This window comes from Pseudomonas sp. SDO5215_S409 (assembly GCF_054071325.1).
This window is the reverse complement of record NZ_JBSVWN010000080.1, coordinates 1-17,416: the sequence shown is the minus strand read 5'-3', so window position 1 is coordinate 17,416 and position 17,416 is coordinate 1. Positions and strand designations below refer to the sequence as shown.

The 17,416-nt window shown below is 61.8% G+C and carries 15 protein-coding genes; 8 read left to right on the top strand and 7 right to left on the bottom strand.

Features of this window, described 5'->3' with window-relative positions:
* The first annotated feature begins 184 nt into the window (after nucleotides 1-184).
* From ACW9H9_RS26605 to ACW9H9_RS26595, 3 genes are read left to right on the top strand one after another with little or no spacing between them, the layout of a single operon-like run.
* Nucleotides 185-844, top strand: a complete 660-nt coding sequence (locus ACW9H9_RS26605) for a paraquat-inducible protein A (protein WP_457346310.1) — start codon at nucleotides 185-187, stop codon at nucleotides 842-844.
* Complete coding sequence (locus ACW9H9_RS26600) at nucleotides 831-1,454, top strand: paraquat-inducible protein A (protein ID WP_457346309.1); 624 nt, start codon at nucleotides 831-833, stop codon at nucleotides 1,452-1,454. Before ACW9H9_RS26605 ends, ACW9H9_RS26600 begins: the two co-directional genes overlap by 14 nt.
* Complete coding sequence (locus ACW9H9_RS26595) at nucleotides 1,447-3,750, top strand: MlaD family protein (RefSeq protein WP_457346308.1); 2,304 nt, start codon at nucleotides 1,447-1,449, stop codon at nucleotides 3,748-3,750. The genes ACW9H9_RS26600 and ACW9H9_RS26595 overlap by 8 nt, the downstream gene beginning before the upstream one ends.
* Nucleotides 3,751-3,829: 79 nt before the next feature.
* Here ACW9H9_RS26595 and mksF read toward each other — a convergent pair whose 3' ends face one another.
* The 3 genes from mksF to mksB are packed head-to-tail and all read right to left on the bottom strand — an operon-like array spanning nucleotide 3,830 to nucleotide 8,641.
* Nucleotides 3,830-6,670: an Mks condensin complex protein MksF gene (gene mksF / locus ACW9H9_RS26590; protein ID WP_457346306.1), complete on the bottom strand. Its 2,841-nt coding sequence runs from the start codon at nucleotides 6,668-6,670 to the stop codon at nucleotides 3,830-3,832.
* Nucleotides 6,667-7,374 (bottom strand): Mks condensin complex protein MksE, encoded by a 708-nt coding sequence (gene mksE / locus ACW9H9_RS26585; protein WP_457346304.1) that lies wholly within the window; start codon nucleotides 7,372-7,374, stop codon nucleotides 6,667-6,669. Before mksE ends, mksF begins: the two co-directional genes overlap by 4 nt.
* Nucleotides 7,364-8,641, bottom strand: coding sequence for an Mks condensin complex protein MksB (gene mksB / locus ACW9H9_RS26580; RefSeq protein ID WP_457346303.1), 1,278 nt, complete (start codon nucleotides 8,639-8,641; stop codon nucleotides 7,364-7,366). The genes mksE and mksB overlap by 11 nt, the downstream gene beginning before the upstream one ends.
* Nucleotides 8,642-8,848: 207 nt before the next feature.
* Here mksB and ACW9H9_RS26575 point away from each other — a divergent pair, with 207 nt between their 5' ends.
* Nucleotides 8,849-9,592, top strand: a complete 744-nt coding sequence (locus ACW9H9_RS26575; protein WP_457346311.1) for an energy transducer TonB — start codon at nucleotides 8,849-8,851, stop codon at nucleotides 9,590-9,592.
* Entirely contained in the window at nucleotides 9,585-10,037 is a 453-nt protein-coding gene (rimI, locus tag ACW9H9_RS26570) for a ribosomal protein S18-alanine N-acetyltransferase (RefSeq protein ID WP_457346302.1), read from the top strand. Before ACW9H9_RS26575 ends, rimI begins: the two co-directional genes overlap by 8 nt.
* Before the next feature lie 68 nt (nucleotides 10,038-10,105).
* On the opposite strand, the gene ACW9H9_RS26565 is transcribed toward rimI, so the two are convergent.
* Nucleotides 10,106-10,504 carry a serine kinase/phosphatase gene (locus ACW9H9_RS26565; protein WP_457346300.1) on the bottom strand — a complete coding sequence of 133 codons (399 nt, stop codon included), beginning with the start codon at nucleotides 10,502-10,504 and terminating at the stop codon, nucleotides 10,106-10,108.
* 150 nt (nucleotides 10,505-10,654) lie between these two features.
* On the opposite strand from ACW9H9_RS26565, the gene can reads away from it, so the two are divergent.
* A complete protein-coding gene (gene can / locus ACW9H9_RS26560) occupies nucleotides 10,655-11,299 on the top strand; it encodes a carbonate dehydratase (protein WP_457346299.1) in 645 nt (214 codons plus the stop codon).
* Here the strand turns inward: can and ACW9H9_RS26555 are convergent.
* The 3 genes from ACW9H9_RS26555 to acpA all read right to left on the bottom strand — a co-directional run bounded on the left by ACW9H9_RS26555 (nucleotide 11,296) and on the right by acpA (nucleotide 14,982).
* Entirely contained in the window at nucleotides 11,296-11,820 is a 525-nt protein-coding gene (locus ACW9H9_RS26555; protein ID WP_457346297.1) for an SET domain-containing protein-lysine N-methyltransferase, read from the bottom strand. The genes can and ACW9H9_RS26555 overlap by 4 nt on opposite strands.
* Nucleotides 11,821-11,990: 170 nt before the next feature.
* Nucleotides 11,991-13,160, bottom strand: coding sequence for a hypothetical protein (locus ACW9H9_RS26550; protein WP_457346296.1), 1,170 nt, complete (start codon nucleotides 13,158-13,160; stop codon nucleotides 11,991-11,993).
* Nucleotides 13,161-13,281: 121 nt separating this feature from the next.
* On the bottom strand, nucleotides 13,282-14,982 hold the full coding sequence (gene acpA, locus ACW9H9_RS26545) for an acid phosphatase (protein WP_457346295.1): 1,701 nt from the start codon (nucleotides 14,980-14,982) through the stop codon (nucleotides 13,282-13,284).
* A 280-nt stretch (nucleotides 14,983-15,262) separates the two neighbouring features.
* On the opposite strand from acpA, the gene ACW9H9_RS26540 reads away from it, so the two are divergent.
* Together ACW9H9_RS26540 and ACW9H9_RS26535 are read left to right on the top strand one after the other, a co-directional pair.
* Complete coding sequence (locus tag ACW9H9_RS26540; protein WP_457346294.1) at nucleotides 15,263-16,087, top strand: hypothetical protein; 825 nt, start codon at nucleotides 15,263-15,265, stop codon at nucleotides 16,085-16,087.
* Nucleotides 16,084-17,416 (top strand): lipase family protein (locus tag ACW9H9_RS26535; RefSeq protein ID WP_457370549.1); only part of this gene is annotated, 1,333 nt, incomplete at its 3' end. The genes ACW9H9_RS26540 and ACW9H9_RS26535, both read left to right, overlap by 4 nt.

Below are 17,416 nucleotides of genomic sequence, written 5' to 3'. Positions count from 1 at the left end.
CAGCTCTTTGGGGATTTTGGGCAGGTCACGCAAGGGTTTCTTTTTGGTTGGCATACATGCACCTCTTACTCATGTTATGCCCGAACACAAAATTTCTGACACCCTCGCCAACAAATTTGCACAGTTATTTCGGAACCAGACCACTAGAATACGCGCCTAACCTTTTTTAGAGTTCGAGCTCCGTATGCCCGACCCGGTTGATACCCTTGAGGTGTCGGATCTGCCGCTGGACGACCTGGTGGCCTGCCATGAATGCGACCTGCTGATGCGCAAGCCCGTGCTCGCCCTCGGCGAAAAAGCCCAGTGCCCGCGTTGCGGCTACGAGCTTTACGCTCATCGTCACAACGTGGTCGAGCGCAGCCTCGCCTTGGTACTGGCGGCGCTCCTGTTGTATGTCCCGGCGAACTTTCTACCCATCATGCAGCTCAATCTACTCGGGCAGTCTTCCCAAGACACCGTCTGGAGCGGCGTCGTCGGCCTGTTCAACACCGACATGCAAGGCATTGCCGTCGTGGTTTTCCTGTGCAGCATGGGCATTCCCCTGCTCAAGCTGCTCTGCCAACTGGCTGTTCTGTTGAGCATTCGCCTGAATATCGGTCGCAGCTACGGGTTGCTGTTCTATCGTATCTACCACCACCTGCGGGACTGGGGAATGCTCGAGGTCTACCTGATGGGCGTACTGGTGGCGATTGTAAAGTTGGCTGACATGGCCTCGCTCACCGTGGGCCTCGGCCTGGCTTGCTTTATTGCGCTATTGATGGTGCAAGTGCTGCTGGAAGTGGTGATGTCACCTCACCAGATCTGGGACGCATTGTCCGGGGAGGACGTTCATGCGGGCGATTGATGCAGGCATTCTGATCTGTACCGAATGTCACGAATTGAACAGGCAAGACCTCCACGCCGACGAGCAAACCTGCACCCGTTGCGGCGCGTTGGTCCATGCCCGTCGCCCAAACAGCCTGACGCGTACCTGGGCGTTGTTGATCACGGCGGCCATCTTGTACATCCCGGCCAACCTGCTTCCGATCATGACGATTAACTCCCTGGGCCAGGGCGACCCGAGCACCATCATGGCGGGCGTCATCCAATTAATGCAGCACGGCATGTTTCCGATCGCAGCCGTGGTGTTCATTGCCAGCATCCTGGTGCCCACCTTCAAACTGGTAGGCATCGGCCTGCTGCTGTTCTCGGTGCAGCGCCACCAGCCGCTTTCGGCACAACAACGCATTATCATGTACCGCTTTATCGAATTCATTGGCCGCTGGTCCATGCTGGATATCTTCGTGATCGCCATCCTGGTGGCCGTCGTAAACTTTGGGCGACTGGCCAGCGTCGAGGCTAATCTCGGCGCCGTGGCGTTCGCCAGTGTGGTGATTTTGACAATGCTTGCTGCAGTAACCTTCGATCCCCGACTGATTTGGGATAACACGGAGTCGGACGACGACCATGAGTGAATTGCCTAAGGCTAAAACCCGCCCAGCCTCCAACTGGTCGGCCATATGGGTACTGCCCTTGATTGCCCTGATCATCGGGGGCTGGCTGGGATGGCGTGCCTACAACCAACAAGGCATCGAAATCCAGGTTCGCTTTGAAAGCGGCGAAGGGATCCAGGTCAACAAGACCGAAGTGGTCTACAAAGGCATGCCCGTGGGCAAGGTCAAGACCCTGGCCCTGGATGATCAGGGCAGCAATCGCGGGGTGATTGCCACCATCGAGATGGACAAGGACGTGGAGCAATACCTCAAGACCAACACCCGCTTCTGGTTGGTCAAGCCCAGCGTCAGCCTGGCGGGGATCACGGGCCTGGAAACCCTGGTGTCCGGCAACTACATTGCGGCAAGCCCCGGCGATGGCGAGCCCTCGCGCAAATTCAAGGCACTCGCTGAAGAGCCGCCGCTGTCAGACGCCAAGCCTGGCCTGCATCTGACCATCAAGGCCGATCGCCTCGGCTCGCTGAACCGTGGCAGTCCGGTGTTCTACAAACAGATCAAAGTCGGCCAGGTCAAAAGTTACCTGCTGTCCGAAGACCAGAGCACGGTCGAGATCAAAGTCTTCATCGAACCCAACTACGCAAGCCTGGTGCGCAAACACACGCGTTTCTGGAACGCCAGCGGCATCAGCATCGACGCCAACCTCTCCGGCGTCAAAGTGCGCAGTGAGTCCCTGGCCAGCATCGTCGCTGGCGGGATCGCCTTTGCCACCCCGGAAAACCGCAAGGACAGCCCGCCCACCGACCCCACCCTGCCGTTTCGCCTGTACGAGGACTTCGACGCGGCCGCAGCCGGTATCAAGGTCAAGATCAAACTCACCGACTTTGAAGGCCTGCAAGCTGGCCGCACGCCTGTGATGTACAAAGGCATCCAGGTCGGCAGCCTGAAGACCCTGAAGATCGACCCCGACCTGTCCAGCGCCAACGCCGAACTGACCCTCGACCCGCTGGCCGAAGACTACCTGGTGCAAGACACCCAATTCTGGGTGGTCAAGCCGTCCATTTCCCTGGCGGGCATCACCGGCCTGGAAGCCCTGGTCAAAGGTAATTACATCGCCATCCGCCCCGGCGACAAGGGCACCACCCCGCAACGCGAGTTTGTCGCCCGGGCCAAGGCGCCGCCGCTGGACCTGCGCTCGCCGGGCCTGCACATGGTGCTGTTCACCGACAACCTGGGTTCCCTGGACGTCGGCAGCCCGGTCCTCTACAAGCAGGTCAAGGTCGGTTCGGTGCAGAGCTACCAGTTCTCGCGCAAGAACAAGCAACTGGTGATCGGCGTACACATCGAGAAAGAATACGAAAACCTGGTGAATGGCTCGACACGTTTTTGGAATGCCAGTGGCGTGACCCTCACCGGCGGCCTCACCGGCGGCATCCAGGTAAAAAGCGAATCCCTGGCCAGCCTCATGGCCGGCGGGATCGCCTTTGAAACCCCCGAGCCAAACGTGCCGCTCAAAAAGCGCATCCCACGTTTTCGCCTGTTCTCGGACCGTGAGGCCGCCAATCAACGCGGCACACTGGTCACCATCAAGGTCGATCGCGCCGACGGCCTGCGCCCCGGTACGCCGGTACGTTTCAAAGGCCTGGACGTGGGCAAGATCGAAAGCGTGGACCTGAGCGCCGACCTGCAATCGGTCTTGCTGGGCGCACGGATCACCCAAGTCGCAGACCGCATCGCGCGCACCGGTAGCCAGTTCTGGGTGGTCAAGCCTGAACTGGGCCTGATGAAAACGTCCAACCTGGAAACCCTGGTCACCGGGCAATACATCGAAGTGCAGCCCGCCGCCAAAAGCGTCGGCCCGCAGAAAAACTTCGTGGCCCTGGACCAGCCGCCAGAGGCCGTCCACCAAGAGGCGGGCCTGAGCCTTACGCTCAGCGCCGCCCGTCGTGGCTCGCTCAAGGAAGGTGTGCCGGTGACCTACCGCGAAGTGACCGTCGGCAAGGTCACGGGCTATGAACTGGGCCAGACCGCTGACCGCGTGCTCATCCACATCCTCATCGAGCCCAAGTACGCGCCACTGGTGCGTACCGGCAGCCGCTTCTGGAACACCAGCGGCTTTGGCGTCGATTTCGGTCTGTTCAAGGGCGCGACCGTGCGCACCGAGTCCCTGGAGACGTTGATCGCTGGCGGCATCGCGTTTGCCACCCCAGACGGCGAGCGCATGGGCAATGCGGCACGCCCGGAGCAAACCTTCGCACTGTTCGACAAGTTCGAGGATGAATGGCTGACCTGGGCGCCGAAAATCCCGCTCGGCAAATAACCCCGGGCGCTAAAAAAGCCCCATGAAAAAAGGCCGCGATCCAAACGATCGCGGCCTTTTTGCCTGTCAGTGCAGCCGATCAGGCTTCATCCAGCTCCGGCTCATCGGCCTGCACATTCATCGTCGCTTTCACCACATCGTGGCGACGGATGTACTTCCAGTCCGCCTCGTCGATGTAGATCCCGTTCGGCCCGCTGCCGCCTTCCAGGTCGATGGCCACCTGAGCGGACACCTGCGGCTTAACGCTTGCCAGAATCGGTACGAAGCCCAGTTGCAAACTGGTTTCCAGCAACGCCGCCTGGTTTTTTTCGTCGATGTCCGCGGCCTCGTCCAGGTAGTACGGCAAGCGCACCCGCCCGGCCAGGTCGCGGTCCATCAAGTGCAGCAACAAATACATGTTGGTCAGCGCCTTGATGGTCATGGTGGTGCCGTTGGAGGCGGCGCCGTCGATGTCGGTGTGAATGATCGGCTGGCCATTGACCTTGGTGATCTCGAACGCCAGCTCAAACAAGTCCTTCAAGCCCAACTGGTTATGGTTGGCGGCTACCAGCCGTGCCAGGTACTCCTTGGCCTCTTCGTTCTTGTTGTCTTGCTCGGCGCTCTGGCTCAGGTCGAACACCGACAGGGTTTCGCCTTCTTCATACTGACCGGCACTGTGGATGATCTGGTCGATATGCTTGAGCGCTTCCTTGTTTGGCGCCAGCACGATGCGAAAGCTCTGCAGGTTGGACACCTGGCGTTTGTTGATCTCACGGTTGAACAGCGCCAACTGATGCTCAAGGCTGTCGTAGTCGCTGCGGATATTGCGCAAGGTCCGCGCAATGTCAGTGACCGCCGCCCGGCGCGCCTTGCCCAGGGTCAGGGCCTCGTCGGTGCGGTGCGCATAGGCGTTGATCAGCAGTTGCAGGCGCCGCTCCACGTCATCTTCGCTGTCGAACTTGGCCACGCCCTTCAGGCGCACCTGGGCGTACAGCGCCTCGATCTGGCCATCGGCGCGCAGCAGGCCCTGCCAGCTGTCCTGATAGTCGTTGAGCAGCGGCAGCAGGTTGTCCATGGAGTCGTCGACCGGGTCCATGAACGGCGTGCCGAACGGCAAGTCCGCCGGTAGCAACTGACGGCGACGCAGGGCGTCATCCAGCGTGCGTTGCTTGGCTTCCATGTCGGCGATCTGGCGACCCACCAGTTGCAACTTGGCCGACAGTTGCTGGACGCGCTCGGTGAACGCATCGCTGGAGCGCTTCAACTCGTCCTGCGCCGCTTCCATCTGCGCCAGTTGCTCCAGCTTCTCGCCTTCCTCGGCGCTCAGGGTTTGCGTGCGGCGGAAATCTTCCAGGGCTTTCTGTGCATCCAGCACCTGCTGGTACAGCGCTTCCGTTTGGGTCTTGCTCGCCGCGCGGTCGGCCGCCACGGCTTGCTGGGTTTTCAGTTGCTTGAGTTCTTTTTCCAGGCGCTCTTTCTGGTCGCGCAGGGCGGCGCGGTCCGCCAGGGCTTGCAGCGCCGGGGGCTCGATGTGGGAGATGTCGATGGACAGCCCCGGCACTTCAAAGCGCTCACCGCTGAAACCATCGAGGATCTGCTCCAGGGATTTGACCCACTGACCGTCCTCGTCCAGCGTGATGCCGTGCTCGCCCAGCGGCAAACTGAACAACGAACTGTTGAACAGGCGCATCAGGCGCTCGACATCCTGCTGTGAGAATTCTTCGCGCAGCTTGGCGTAGCTGTTGTTGTCGGCGTGATCAAGCTGCTGCTTGACCGACTTCAGGCGTTTTTCCAGGTCTCGCAGACGCTCGTCCAGGTCCTCGGCGCTGAACTGGCGGGACTGCGCCAAGGCGCCGGCCAGCTCATCGTGAGCGTCCTTGGCCGCCAGCAGTTGCTGCTCCAGCACCTTGACGTCATCCACCAGCGCGAAGCGGTTTTTCAACACCGACAACTCACCCAGCCAGCGCTGGATCCCGCTGATTTCCCGCTCCAGGCGCATCAGTTCCTGCGTGCCGCCGCGCTGATCGTTTTGCAGCGAGTCCTGCTCGTTGCGGTAATGCTCGGCCTGGATCGTCAGCTCTTCCTTGCGCGCCCCGGCGTAGTCCGACCAGGTGCCCAGCAACGAGTCGAGCAGCGGCGACAGGCGATGCAATTTGCCGCGCAAGACATCACGCTGTTTCACGCCGTTGGACAGGGCTTCTACCAGCGGGCCAGCGGCGACCAGCGAGTTGTAGTCCTGCTCCATGCGTCGTACGTCGCGGAAGGCTTCTTCGCACGCGGCGATGTAGTCCACGCTGCCGGAACGCAAGCTGTGTTCAAACGCATCGAGGAACAGCTGCTTGAGTTTGGCGGCGGTGATTTCGCGCATGTGCAGCAGGTTGATAAACAACGCGCGGAAGGTCTTCAGGCTCTGCTCGCTGGTGGAGCGCAGCGGAATCAGGGTCAGGTCCAGCGGGATCGACGTGTGGCCGCCTACCAGCAAGCGCCGTAGTTCATCGGGCTTGAGCTCGTAGGCTTTCAGGCCTTCGCGCTCAAGGTTGGTGAACAGCTCTTTCTGACGCAGGCAGGTGTCGTTCTTCTGGTAATGCGCCAGGTCGAGTTTGCCCGCATAGGCAAAGAACTGGTGACCAAAGCCGCCACCCGGGCCGCGACCGACCACGCCGATCACGTGCGGGCCGTGGGGCAGGGCGACTTCCACCAGGATGTAGCTGGTGTCGGAGGCAAAGTAGAACCGCCGGGACTGCTCCAGGGTGTACTTGCCGAAACTCATGTCCGACATGCGCGCCAGTATCGGGAACTGCAAGGCGTTGATCGAAGCGGACTTGCCGAGGTTGTTCGCGCCGTACACCGACAGCGGCTCTTCCAGCGGGAACAGCCCCAGGCTGTAACCGGCGGTGTTCAACAGGGCAAAGCGGCGAATGCCGTAGCGTTCCTTACTCATGCTTCGTGCTCCTGTTCTTCGGCAATGGCACGGGCCAGGGCGTCTTCTTCGCTTTCTTCAGAAAAGTCGCTCAAGTCCAGCGGGTCGTCGGTCTTGAGCAGCTTCTCGTCACTGTCCTCGTCGACGATCACCGGCGCAGGCAATGGCAGCACGCTGTGCACGCTGGCCGCCAGGTCGCGGTCCTGCTGCACCGAGAGGCACACATCAAGGAAGCGGTGCATGGGCGGCAGGAAGCGGTACACGCCGTTTTCTTCGTTGGCAAAACCCAGTTGGGTCATGCGGCGCATGATCTTTTCTTCGAGTTCTTCCTGGGTCTGCACTTCGGCCTGGATAAACAGGTCGCGGTACTTTTCCAGCAACGAAGGCAGTTCATCGCGGCCCAGGCTGCCGCCATCGAGCACGGCAATCGGGTCGCGGCCCTGGTCGGCCAGGTGTTCCACGATGATGAACGTGAACAGCGCCAGGCGCTGGGCCGTCTTGTTCACTTGCGTCGCGGCGGCGGCGCTGTCCGGTACGAAGTAGTAGAAACCACGGGTGTCGCACACCAGTTCAAAACCGAGCGCCTTGAACAGCGTGCGGTACTGGTCCTGGAAGTTCGACAGTTGTGCGTACAGCTCCGGGTCGCGGCGGCTGACGTGGTAACCCTTGAACAGCTCGCGAAAGATCGGCGCCAGTTGGGACAGTTTGGATAGATCAAGATGCATGAGGGGTGCTCGCAGAATTCTCGGCCGCGTCAATGCTGGCCGGGAGCAGGGCGAAGGAGCGCAGGCTGACCTGGTGCTCGTGTGTGTGGTAGTCCCGTCGTTCCAGGCGTTCACGCTTGAAGCGTTTTTCCCGCGAGAGGCGTGAGAACCAGTACAGCAATTCGTCGGTGGCGCCGTCCGGTTCCTGCTCCAGCAGCCAGGTCATCAGGTCGGGCATCGGCAGGGCGTCTTCGCAGCGCTCGAGCATTTCCTTGACCGTGCGCGGGGCCCTGGGCGGCTCGCCCTTGTGGGCTTTGTGCGCCTTGGGGAAGCGGGCGGGCTTGGGTTCGAATTTCGCCAGGGCGTACACGTAGGCCTCGACCTGGTTGGCACTGCCCAAAAACGTGCTCTGTGGCCGGGTGAACATCGGCATCGCCGCTTGCGGCACTGCGTCCAGGCCTTTGCGGCGGATGGCCGACAGGGCCAGCGCCGCGCCACGGGTCACGGCGTTGTGGCGGCGCGCTTCTTCACGCAGCGGCAACAGCAGTTCACGCGCGTGGCGCAGGGTGAGCTGGGCGCTGGTCTGCATTTCGAGGATGCGCGCGTGGGTGCGCAGCAGCATGTCGTCGTCCACCAGCTGGCCGAGGCGTTGTTGCTCGGTGAGCAGGCGCAACAGCACGTTTTCCACCTTGCGCACGCCTTGCTCGAACGCGCCGTCGGCGTTCACCAGTTGGATCATGGGTTCGACGTACTCGTCCCAGGTCGCCAGTACCTCGGCATAGCGCTGGCGCAACGGGATCTGCCGGTCGCTGGTCTTGGCGCGGTCGGCCACGGCGACCAGGGCCTGTTCGTCGTTGGCGAGTTTTTTCAGCACGTCGCGCACGCGCATGTCCAACAGGCGCAGTTGGCGCGCCAGGTCGTGGCCATCACGGATGTCGAAGGCGTCCTGGATATAACCGGCCAGGCGCTCGAGGTGGCGCAGGTAGGCTTCGATTTCCAGGCACAGGCCTAGCCGGTGCTCCTTGCGAAGATAGGCCAGGAAGTCGTGGATCTGTGCGTTGAGCTCGAAACGGTTCGGGCTCTTGGCCACAGGCACCAGGATGTCCAGGCGAATCCACACGTCCAGCAGGTTGGTGATGTCCTGCGGCGTGCTGTCCAGTTGTTGGGCGGCCAGTTGGGCGCGCAGCTCGCCAAGGCTCAGGGTGCCTTGGTCGAAGTGCTCGCACAGTGGCTCAAGCAGGGCCCAGTGTTCGGCGAGGGCGCGCAAGACGCGCTTGGGTTCGATCATTGGAATAGCCGGCTGGTTGACGGATAAAAGCCGCAATTGTACTGCATCGGCAGCGGGATTTATCCACAGCCGGTCAGCCGGTGAGCGCGGTCGCCCTTAAACGGTGGGCGATCATGGCCGAAGGGCGGTAGAATCGCGGCTCTTTAGTTCTCCACAAGTGGCCGAGCCTTGCTTATCGAGTCCCGACGTCGCGCCTACTTGACCGCCATGCAGGTGGTCAACTGGCTGCCCCGCACCGAGCTGCCTTTTGCCGCCCCTTCGCGGCCCGAGCTGCTTGCGCCTCTGGCGCCGTTAGACGCTTTTGCGGGGGCGGGCGAGGAAGCGGCGCCGCCGTTGGCGGTCATCAAACCGGTGGTGGCGCGGCCGGCCGAGCGTGTCAAAATCGAGGTGCCACGCCCGTCTGCTGTCGCCAAACCGGCAGTGGCAGCTGCCGACGAAGCGCCAGCGGTCACCAAGGCCCCGGTTGTCCCGCCGCCGCGTTTTGCGCTGCAACTGCTGCGCGCCGGGCGTTGCCTGCTGCTGGTGGAGTTGCCCACCGGCGAGCGCTTCCAGAGCCGCGACCCGGCCTACCTGCTGCTCAAAGACATGCTGCGCGCCGCCGGCCTGCCCGACAGCCCGCAAATCATCGGCGAGCCGGTGCGTTGGCCGCTGCTGGTGCGCGGCTCGATGGACCAGGGCCCGGAGGCCGCACGGGATTTTGTGCAAGGTTTTGTGTCGGCGCGCCTGGAGGATGAACCCTGCGTCTGCCTGTGGCTGATCGGCCTGCCCGCCGTGCGGTTTGCAGGGGAGGCGAATGCCGAGGCCTGGTATCGCGAGCTGCAAGTGGACGGCCTGGGCTCGGTGTGGGCCTTGCCGGGCCTGGAACTGTTAATGGAAGAGCCACAGCGTAAGGCTGATGTGTGGCAAGCCATGCGCCGGCTGATGGCGCGCTGGAAACCGACCGATGAGTGACGCTGTAACCTTTCGCCCGATGACCGAGGCCGACCTGGACGCTGTGCTGAAGATCGAATACGCCGCGTTCAGCCACCCCTGGACCCGCGGGATCTTTCTCGACGGGCTGGGCAAGTACCAGATCTGGCTGATGTTCGAGGGCGAGCAGCAGGTGGGGCACGGCGTGGTGCAGATCATCCTCGATGAGGCGCACTTGCTGAACATCACCGTCAAGCCGGAAAACCAGGGGCGCGGCCTTGGCCTGAAACTGCTGGAGCACCTGATGTCACGGGCCTACGAGGCCAGTGCGCGGGAGTGTTTCCTGGAGGTGCGCGACAGCAATGCTGGTGCGTTTCGCCTGTACGAACGTTATGGCTTCAACGAAATTGGCCGCCGTCGCGACTATTACCCGGCGGTAGGCGGGCGTGAAGACGCGGTGGTCATGGCCTGCACCTTGGTCGATTAAATAAAGCATCGCGGGACCGCCCGCTCCCTCAGCTTTGATTTGCGAACCGGGGGGCGCGGGCGTGTCCGCTAACGCCCGACTGGATCGCGCTCTGCCAACTGCGCTTCATCGAGCCCGTTGCCGCCGCCAATCTCGTCCTCGTCCACCACGCTCAAATCCCAGTCCGCGGCTTCACCTTCTCCCGGCTCCTGCGCGTCCCGCGCGCCATCTTCCAGGATCAACGTTTCGGGGCTCATGTCATCGTCGGTCGGCTCGTGATCGGCCATGGAGGCGCCTGTCAGCCCAGCTTCCCGTGCCCGTTCATCGGGAATCAGGTGCTCGCGCTCGTGTACCGGGATTTCTTCGCCGATGGCGGCTGAGGGGGCTTGCCGGTCAAAATCCAGCTCGCGCATCGAACCCCTGCGGTCCTCGTTGTCATCAATCGGCGCGGGGGACGGGGCGCCGTAGGGACGTCGTGATTCAGTCATGGCCAATCCTCATACTGTGGGGCTTATTGTGTGGACCGGTGCACGTCTTTAAGATTCAAGACAATTTGTGTCGAGCAATTCCAACGCCGGGCGTGACCCCGACGAGCGGGCGTCTGTCAAAGCTGCGCATCATTCCTGAGGCTTTCCCTGATGAACGAACTACAAGACCTGCTAGATAACAACGAACGCTGGGCGGATGCGATCAAACAGGAAGATCCCGAATTCTTCGCCAAGCTGGCCCGCCAGCAAACCCCGGAATACCTGTGGATCGGCTGCTCCGACGCCCGCGTGCCCGCCAACGAGATCGTTGGCATGCTGCCGGGCGACTTGTTCGTGCACCGCAACGTGGCCAACGTGGTGCTGCACACCGACCTTAACTGCCTGTCGGTGATCCAGTACGCGGTGGACGTGCTCAAGGTCAAACACATCCTCGTCACCGGCCACTACGGCTGCGGCGGTGTGCGTGCCTCGATGCAAGACCGCCAGTTCGGCCTGATCGACGGCTGGCTGCGCACCATTCGCGACTTGTATTACGAGAACCGCGAACTGCTGGCCAAGCTGCCCACCGAAGAGGAGCAGGTAGACCGTCTCTGCGAGCTGAACGTGATTCAGCAAGTGGCCAACGTCGCCCACACCAGCATTGTGCAAAATGCCTGGCATCGCGGGCAGGGCCTGTCGATCCACGGGTGCATCTACGGGATCAAGGACGGTCGCTGGAAAAGCCTGAACACCACGATCAGTGGTTTCGAGCAGTTGCCACCGCAGTATCGCTTGCGGCCGGTGGGCACCGCCTAGGGGCTTTTGCGCTCGCGCCATCGCTGCATGAACTGCTGGCCTTGCAGGTTCAGCGGTTCATCGCGCCCGGCGATCCAGCCCCGGCAGTTGAGCTCGCCGCACTGGCAGGGAAACTGCCGGAACAGCGCGTCCTCGGTGACGGCGTAATCCACCGTCAGCAGGGTGCCCGTGGGAATCGGCTGCACCGACCAGAGTTCCAGGTAGGTGGTGTCGAGAAAGGCGTTCGGGTTGCAGGAGTGGCGCAGCAACCCGGCGAACCACGGGTCGTACAGGTGGATGCGCGGTGACACTTGCAAGGTGTGCTGGCGCCGCTCGTTCAGGGCGTGGCCCGAGACTTTGGCGATGCACAGGCGGCTGTCAAAGGCGATGCGGGTCTGGATGGCATTACCCGCGCCGTCCTTGTCGCGCATCACCTGGTAGTCCCGTGTGGACGGGTATCCGTGTTCGGTGAGCAATGCCTTGAAAGGGTACAGGCAGTCGCCGAGTGTTGCTGGGGCCATGTCCATGGTATGAGTTTTCATAACGCTCCCGACCTGGGCTGCATCGACTGGCCGGTGGTGCCTTGACGGTCAGTCTTGCAGCGAATGGGTTCGGCTCAAGACTCGCGCAAGTGGTAGCCGATATCTACTGTCAAATCTGACAGTAGATATCGACCCTCTTCGATGTAGGACGCTCACAAACCCCCTTCACCCTAGAGTGCCGATGCCTCGAGCGCCGGGGCGGGCAGCGGGTTTTTCAGTAGTTTGAGCTGACTTTTGATCGCTGGCTGCGCGCATTTGGCATTCGCCTGTTCGGGCGTCAGTTCGCGAATCGAGGTGTAGAACAGCTCGCACGTCTGCTCCTTGCGCGTCACCTGCCAGGTGTTCATGCAGCCCTTGAGTTGCACATTCGGGTCGCTGGCGGGCTTGTCGCCCATCGCGGCCTGCCAGCAGGCGGCGCTCAAGTCCTGGCCCATGACCTTAAGGCCGGCTTCGTCGGCCTTCTGCTCGTTGCCCGCGTAGGTGTCCGGGCTGGCGGCGTACCAGATGTAACTGGGGTGGTTGGCGCCCAGCACCGCCACCTGGCTGCCCGGCTGCGGGCTGATCTGCGCCAGGCCCAGCACCGGCACGGCCTGCCCGTATTGTTGCTGGATCCAACTGCGCACGGGTGCGCCGAACGCGACCATGGGCAGCGAACCGCTGGCGGTGTGGCTCAACTCTTTGACCATCCGCGTCTGGTAGTCGGTGAAGTAGCCGTATACGCCTTCCAGGTCTTTGCCCGCCGTGGCCGGTGCGGCAATTGGCGCGATGTCGATGATGGTCTGGAACTGCGGCGTCTGCGCGGCGGGGATACCGTTGTCGGTCAACAAGGCGGCCCAGCGGTCGGTGGTGGCCGACTCCAGGTAATCCTGGTAGTGGGTCAGCGAGTAGTCCGGCGGGAAGTGCAGCAACTCAAGGCTCTTGCGGTTTTCCAGGGCCATGCCCAGCGGCAGGAACAAGTACCAGTTGAACTGCCATTTGCCGTCGTTGTTGAGTTTTGTCGCGCCCTGGTAGGCCAAGTCGGCGGTGTTCAACAGGCGCGTCAAGGGCTGGCCGTAGGTGTCCGGCACGCCGCTGAACGTGGCCACGAGCTGGTTGTGATCGGTCTTCACGGCGACCTTGGCCCGGCTGTAACCGTCACGCTGCAGGCTTTGGGTGAGGTAATGCTCCACGGTCTGTTCAAGCGTCCAGGGACGAAAACAGATCACGTTGCAGTTGTTGGGGTACGCGAACAGCTGGGTCACCCGTTGCGCGGTGCCCAGCGTGATCTCGACGTCTGCCTGTGCGGCCGCACTCACGCTCAGTGCGGCCAGGACGAGGGACAACCCGGTCAGTTTAAACATGCTCGATTCCTTGTCAGCGAAGCCCGTCTGCGCGGGGTGAAGGCCCACCCCCACACAGTAGCGTCTGACCCGAAAAACCGCGTGCTAAATCTGCGCCCGTGTCGCTATTGGACAAGTGCGCCTACCGTGTGAAGTGCAAGGCGTTGGTCAAGTCGCCCATGGGCTTCTGGCCACGGGCGGTCATGGCATCGTCGCGCAGCTTGATGCCGTCAAGCGTCTCCAGTTGGAACACCCGGGTGATCAGGCGCAGGATCGACGCGGTGTCGTACACCGTATGGTCCACCGTGCCCTTGCGCGCAAACGGCGATACCACCAGCGCCGGGATCCGGGTGCCCGGGCCCCAGCGGTCGCCCTTGGGCGGTGCGACGTGGTCCCACCAACCGCCGTTTTCATCGACGGTGACCACCACCACCATGTTTTTCCACTGCGGGCTTTCCTGCAGGATTTTCAAGGCGCGGGTGATGTGACGGTCGCCCGAGGCCACGTCGGCGTAGCCTGCGTGCATGTTCAGGTTGCCCTGGGGTTTGTAGAAGGTCACGGCGGGCAGCGTGCCGGCCTGGGCTTGGGCGAGGAACTTGTTGGTGCTCACGTCATCGCCCAGCCCACCGTCGCGCAGGCGTTTGCTGCGTTCGGCCGGGTTCTGCGGGCCTTGCTTCAGGAAGTAGTTGAACGGCTGGTGGTGGTACTGGAAGTTCGGGATCTTGGGGATGCCGCCCGAGTCCTTGAACTGCTCCAGCGTGGCCTGCCAGGCGCCCGCGTACCAGGCCCAGTCGATGTTCTTTTTCGACAGCTTGTCGCCGATGTGCTCGTGGGTCTGGGGCACCAGCACCGTGGGCAGGTCCGGCTTGGAATAGTCCGGGCGCTCGGTGTCGCGGATCCAGGTCGGCCAGTAGGGCGGGGCCAGGGTGTTGACCGCATAGCCGTCAGGCGTCAGGGCGCTGGGGCCGAACTGCGGTGGGCCGGTCATGGCGCTGGCCGGGGACTTGTCCAGGGGTTTGAGGCGCGGGTCGGTGGGGTCGTCGCTTTGCAGCGTGGCGATTTGCGCCTTGGCCACCGAGTTGGCCGCGTCCGGGTAGAACGGCGGCGTGGCGCTGATCAGGTATTGGTGGTTCATGAACGAGCCACCGAAGGCGCCCTGGAAGAAGTTGTCGCAGAGCACGAACTCTTTGGCCACGTCCCACAGGCGCAGGGCGTAGCGGCTTTGGGCGTAATGCCCCATCAGCAGGCCGCCCGAGTCGCCCCAGGCTACGAAGGCATCGTTCTTGCCGCCGTTGATCTGCATCTGGTTTTGATAAAACACGTGCCACAGGTCACGGGTGACCAGGCTCATTGGCTGGTCTTCACCGTTCGGCCCTTTAAGCGCATAGGGCGCGTTGGGCAGGTTTTCCTGGAACTGGGTGCCGTTGGGGTACGTCACCCCGTCCACCGTCTGCTCGCCCACTTGCAGCACGCCGCCCCAGGTCGGTGGCAGGGTGGTCAGCAGGCTACCGTCACGGTCGCGCTGTTGATACTCGCTGGGGGTCAGGGCTGACAGGGGTTTTTCGACGCCTGGAAAATTGGCGAACAAGTTGTTGAAACTGCGGTTCTCGGCGTAGATCACCACCACCGTCTTCACCTGCTCCTGCAAGGCCTTGTCCAGCTCCTGCGGCGTGAGCGGGTGTTCCACCGGCGTGGCCGGGGTTTCGCTGGTGTTGCCGCAGGCCGTCAGCGTCGCGCCCACGCCCAGCACTGCCGCACCCCCCAGGAAACGACGGCGGCTGGTGTCTACGGGCGGGTTGACGTCGGTTTCGTGGGAGGGGCGGTTGTCGTGCTCGTCGTTCATGGTCGAGGCATCCTGGCTGGATATTGCAAAATATTTCGCCGGAACGGTAGCAACGGACTGTGACGGAATAAAGACAATTTTTTGCCAGCTGTGGCGCCTTCAAGGGACAGGAAACGACCCGCCGAAGCATTTTCCTACTTAAACATCCCTCAGGTTTTCAGGAAGCGTCTGGCATCCAATCTGATGCCTGCTTGTTAGCGTGCCGGGACTCAGCGCTGGCGCCCGAGCTGGCCCGTGCACGGGGCATGGCGGTTGTGTGCGCTGCTTTCAAGGAGAACCTATGTTGGCTCAATCTTCTATTGCCTGGGCACGACGCCTGTTTGTTCACGGGGTGTCGGGTGGCGTACTGGTGCTTCTCACGGGGTGCTCGGTGCCGAGCCCGGCGGACACCTTTACGTTCACCGCCGACCTGCCGCCAGACTTTTACTACAAAGCCACCGCCGTTTACGTCCCCGCCCAAGGGCAAACCTGCAGCGTGCCAGGCGGTAAAAAAACCAAGGTGCAGTTCAACCGAAACTGGCGCAACGAGTCCCAGCCCAACGCTGACGTGAAACTGTACAGGACCGTGAGCGGCTGCCCGCTGGTGTTGCGCCGTGTGGAGGTGGATGTCTATGGAACCTATAGCCACCACGTCACCGACTTTGGCGCTGACTATGGGCAAGTTGCGGTGCGTTACACGTTGGATGAGCGCCGTAAAGGCACGTTCAACGCGGCGGGGGAGAGCGTGTTTTACGCGCAGTGCCAATGGCTGTTTCGCACCTCGGGCACGTTGCGCCGGCTGGTAAAGATCCTCGATTGCAAAGACACCGATGCGCAAGGCAACGTGACCCGGTGGCGCCCGTTTGCGGCGTATACGCTGGATCAACTGCCGGGGAAGACGGTGCGGCTCAAGGTCAAGTTAGCGGATCAAGAGCGGCCTTACATGGGCGACACCTGGGTCAAGGTGCCCGGTGGTTGGAAGCGCTGCATGGGTGAGGGGTTCGACGACCAATACGCCTTCTGTTTTGGCAACGACAAGGACTTCAGCACGTTCCGGATGCCGGACGGTCGAGACACCTGCACGATTTACCCGGGATGCACCGAGAATAAGGAGGTGACGCCATGAGCCTTATTCCCCTTAAAGAACGTGACCGGCCGTTCATGCAAGGCGAGCAACTGGCGTGCCCGGTGTGGGGAAGTTCCACACGGTTTCAATTGGTGGATGAGTTTGGCAGCGGTCAACCCTACGCGGGGTTGACCTACCAGCTGATTGATTACGAGGACGTTATTTACACCGGAAAATTGGATGCCAACGGGGTCGGCCATGTGGCTGGCCATTATTGTGGTCCTTTGGAACTGCGTCTTAACCAACCGTATCAAGGGCATGAAAAATTTTATGTGGGGTTAAAAGAGCGGGAGCACTACCCACTTCCGATTACCGATTTACAAGTACGAGCCGAGAAAACCCAATTCATCAATAAGGACAACAGCCGCACGTTATCCAACCCCGCCCACGTTAACGCCGACCCTGGCGCCTTCTATCAAGTGGAAGTCCGCGAGTTGGTGGAACATGTGGCCCATCTCCCGCCCCTAGCGCCACGCACGTTCGCGCCGCTTCATCATCTGACCGCGCTCTTTCGCCCGCTGCCGGTTAAAGGGCGAATCGGTTACGAACCCGAACTTGCAAAGCGCTTTGGCATACCGCTATTGCCCAACAAACACCATGTACTGGAAGTTCGCCCTTTAAGAGCGCTCCTTCCGCTACTGTCGACCCAGCACGACTTCTGCGCACTCAACCTGTACCAACTGGCATTAATGGCAACGCTCAGTTACGCCCCCTTCGGCCAGGACCCCGACGAGCACCCGGTGCTCAGCAAAACGGTAACGTTCCCGTTGCAACCCAGCAGCGGCAATTGGTTTGGCGATGCCCTGGCCAAGTCCGATGAGATCTGGCGCGTCGATGCAGGCCAGAAAAACGACTTGCCGCATTACCCGTTGTATAAGGACGTGCCGTACTCCAAACGGCTAGAAGTGCTGCCGTTTGACCCTGAGCTCTACCCGGAAAACAACCCCGAAAGGGGCAGCGCACAAGAGAACCCCGCCAAACTTCACTTCTTCGACGATACGCAGTTTGACGGCGCCAACACCGACACCCAAGCCTTCATCACCCACACCGACGAAGTGATCCTGCTCTCCATACGCGGCACCGCCAGTGCCTGGGATTTGTTTCGTGATATCGACGCGAACCAGGCCCCGCTTGAACCCTCTGAGGGTGTCGGCCAGGCCCACCGTGGCTTTTACGGCGCCGCACAGGCCCTTCGCGAGTTTGTCGTTATTTACCTGGACAAGTTTCACAACGGCCAGACCCTCATCATCACCGGCCATAGCCTGGGCGGCGCGATTGCGCTGCTACTGGCCGAAATGCTGCGCCGCCGGGACGGGTTCGTCTACGACA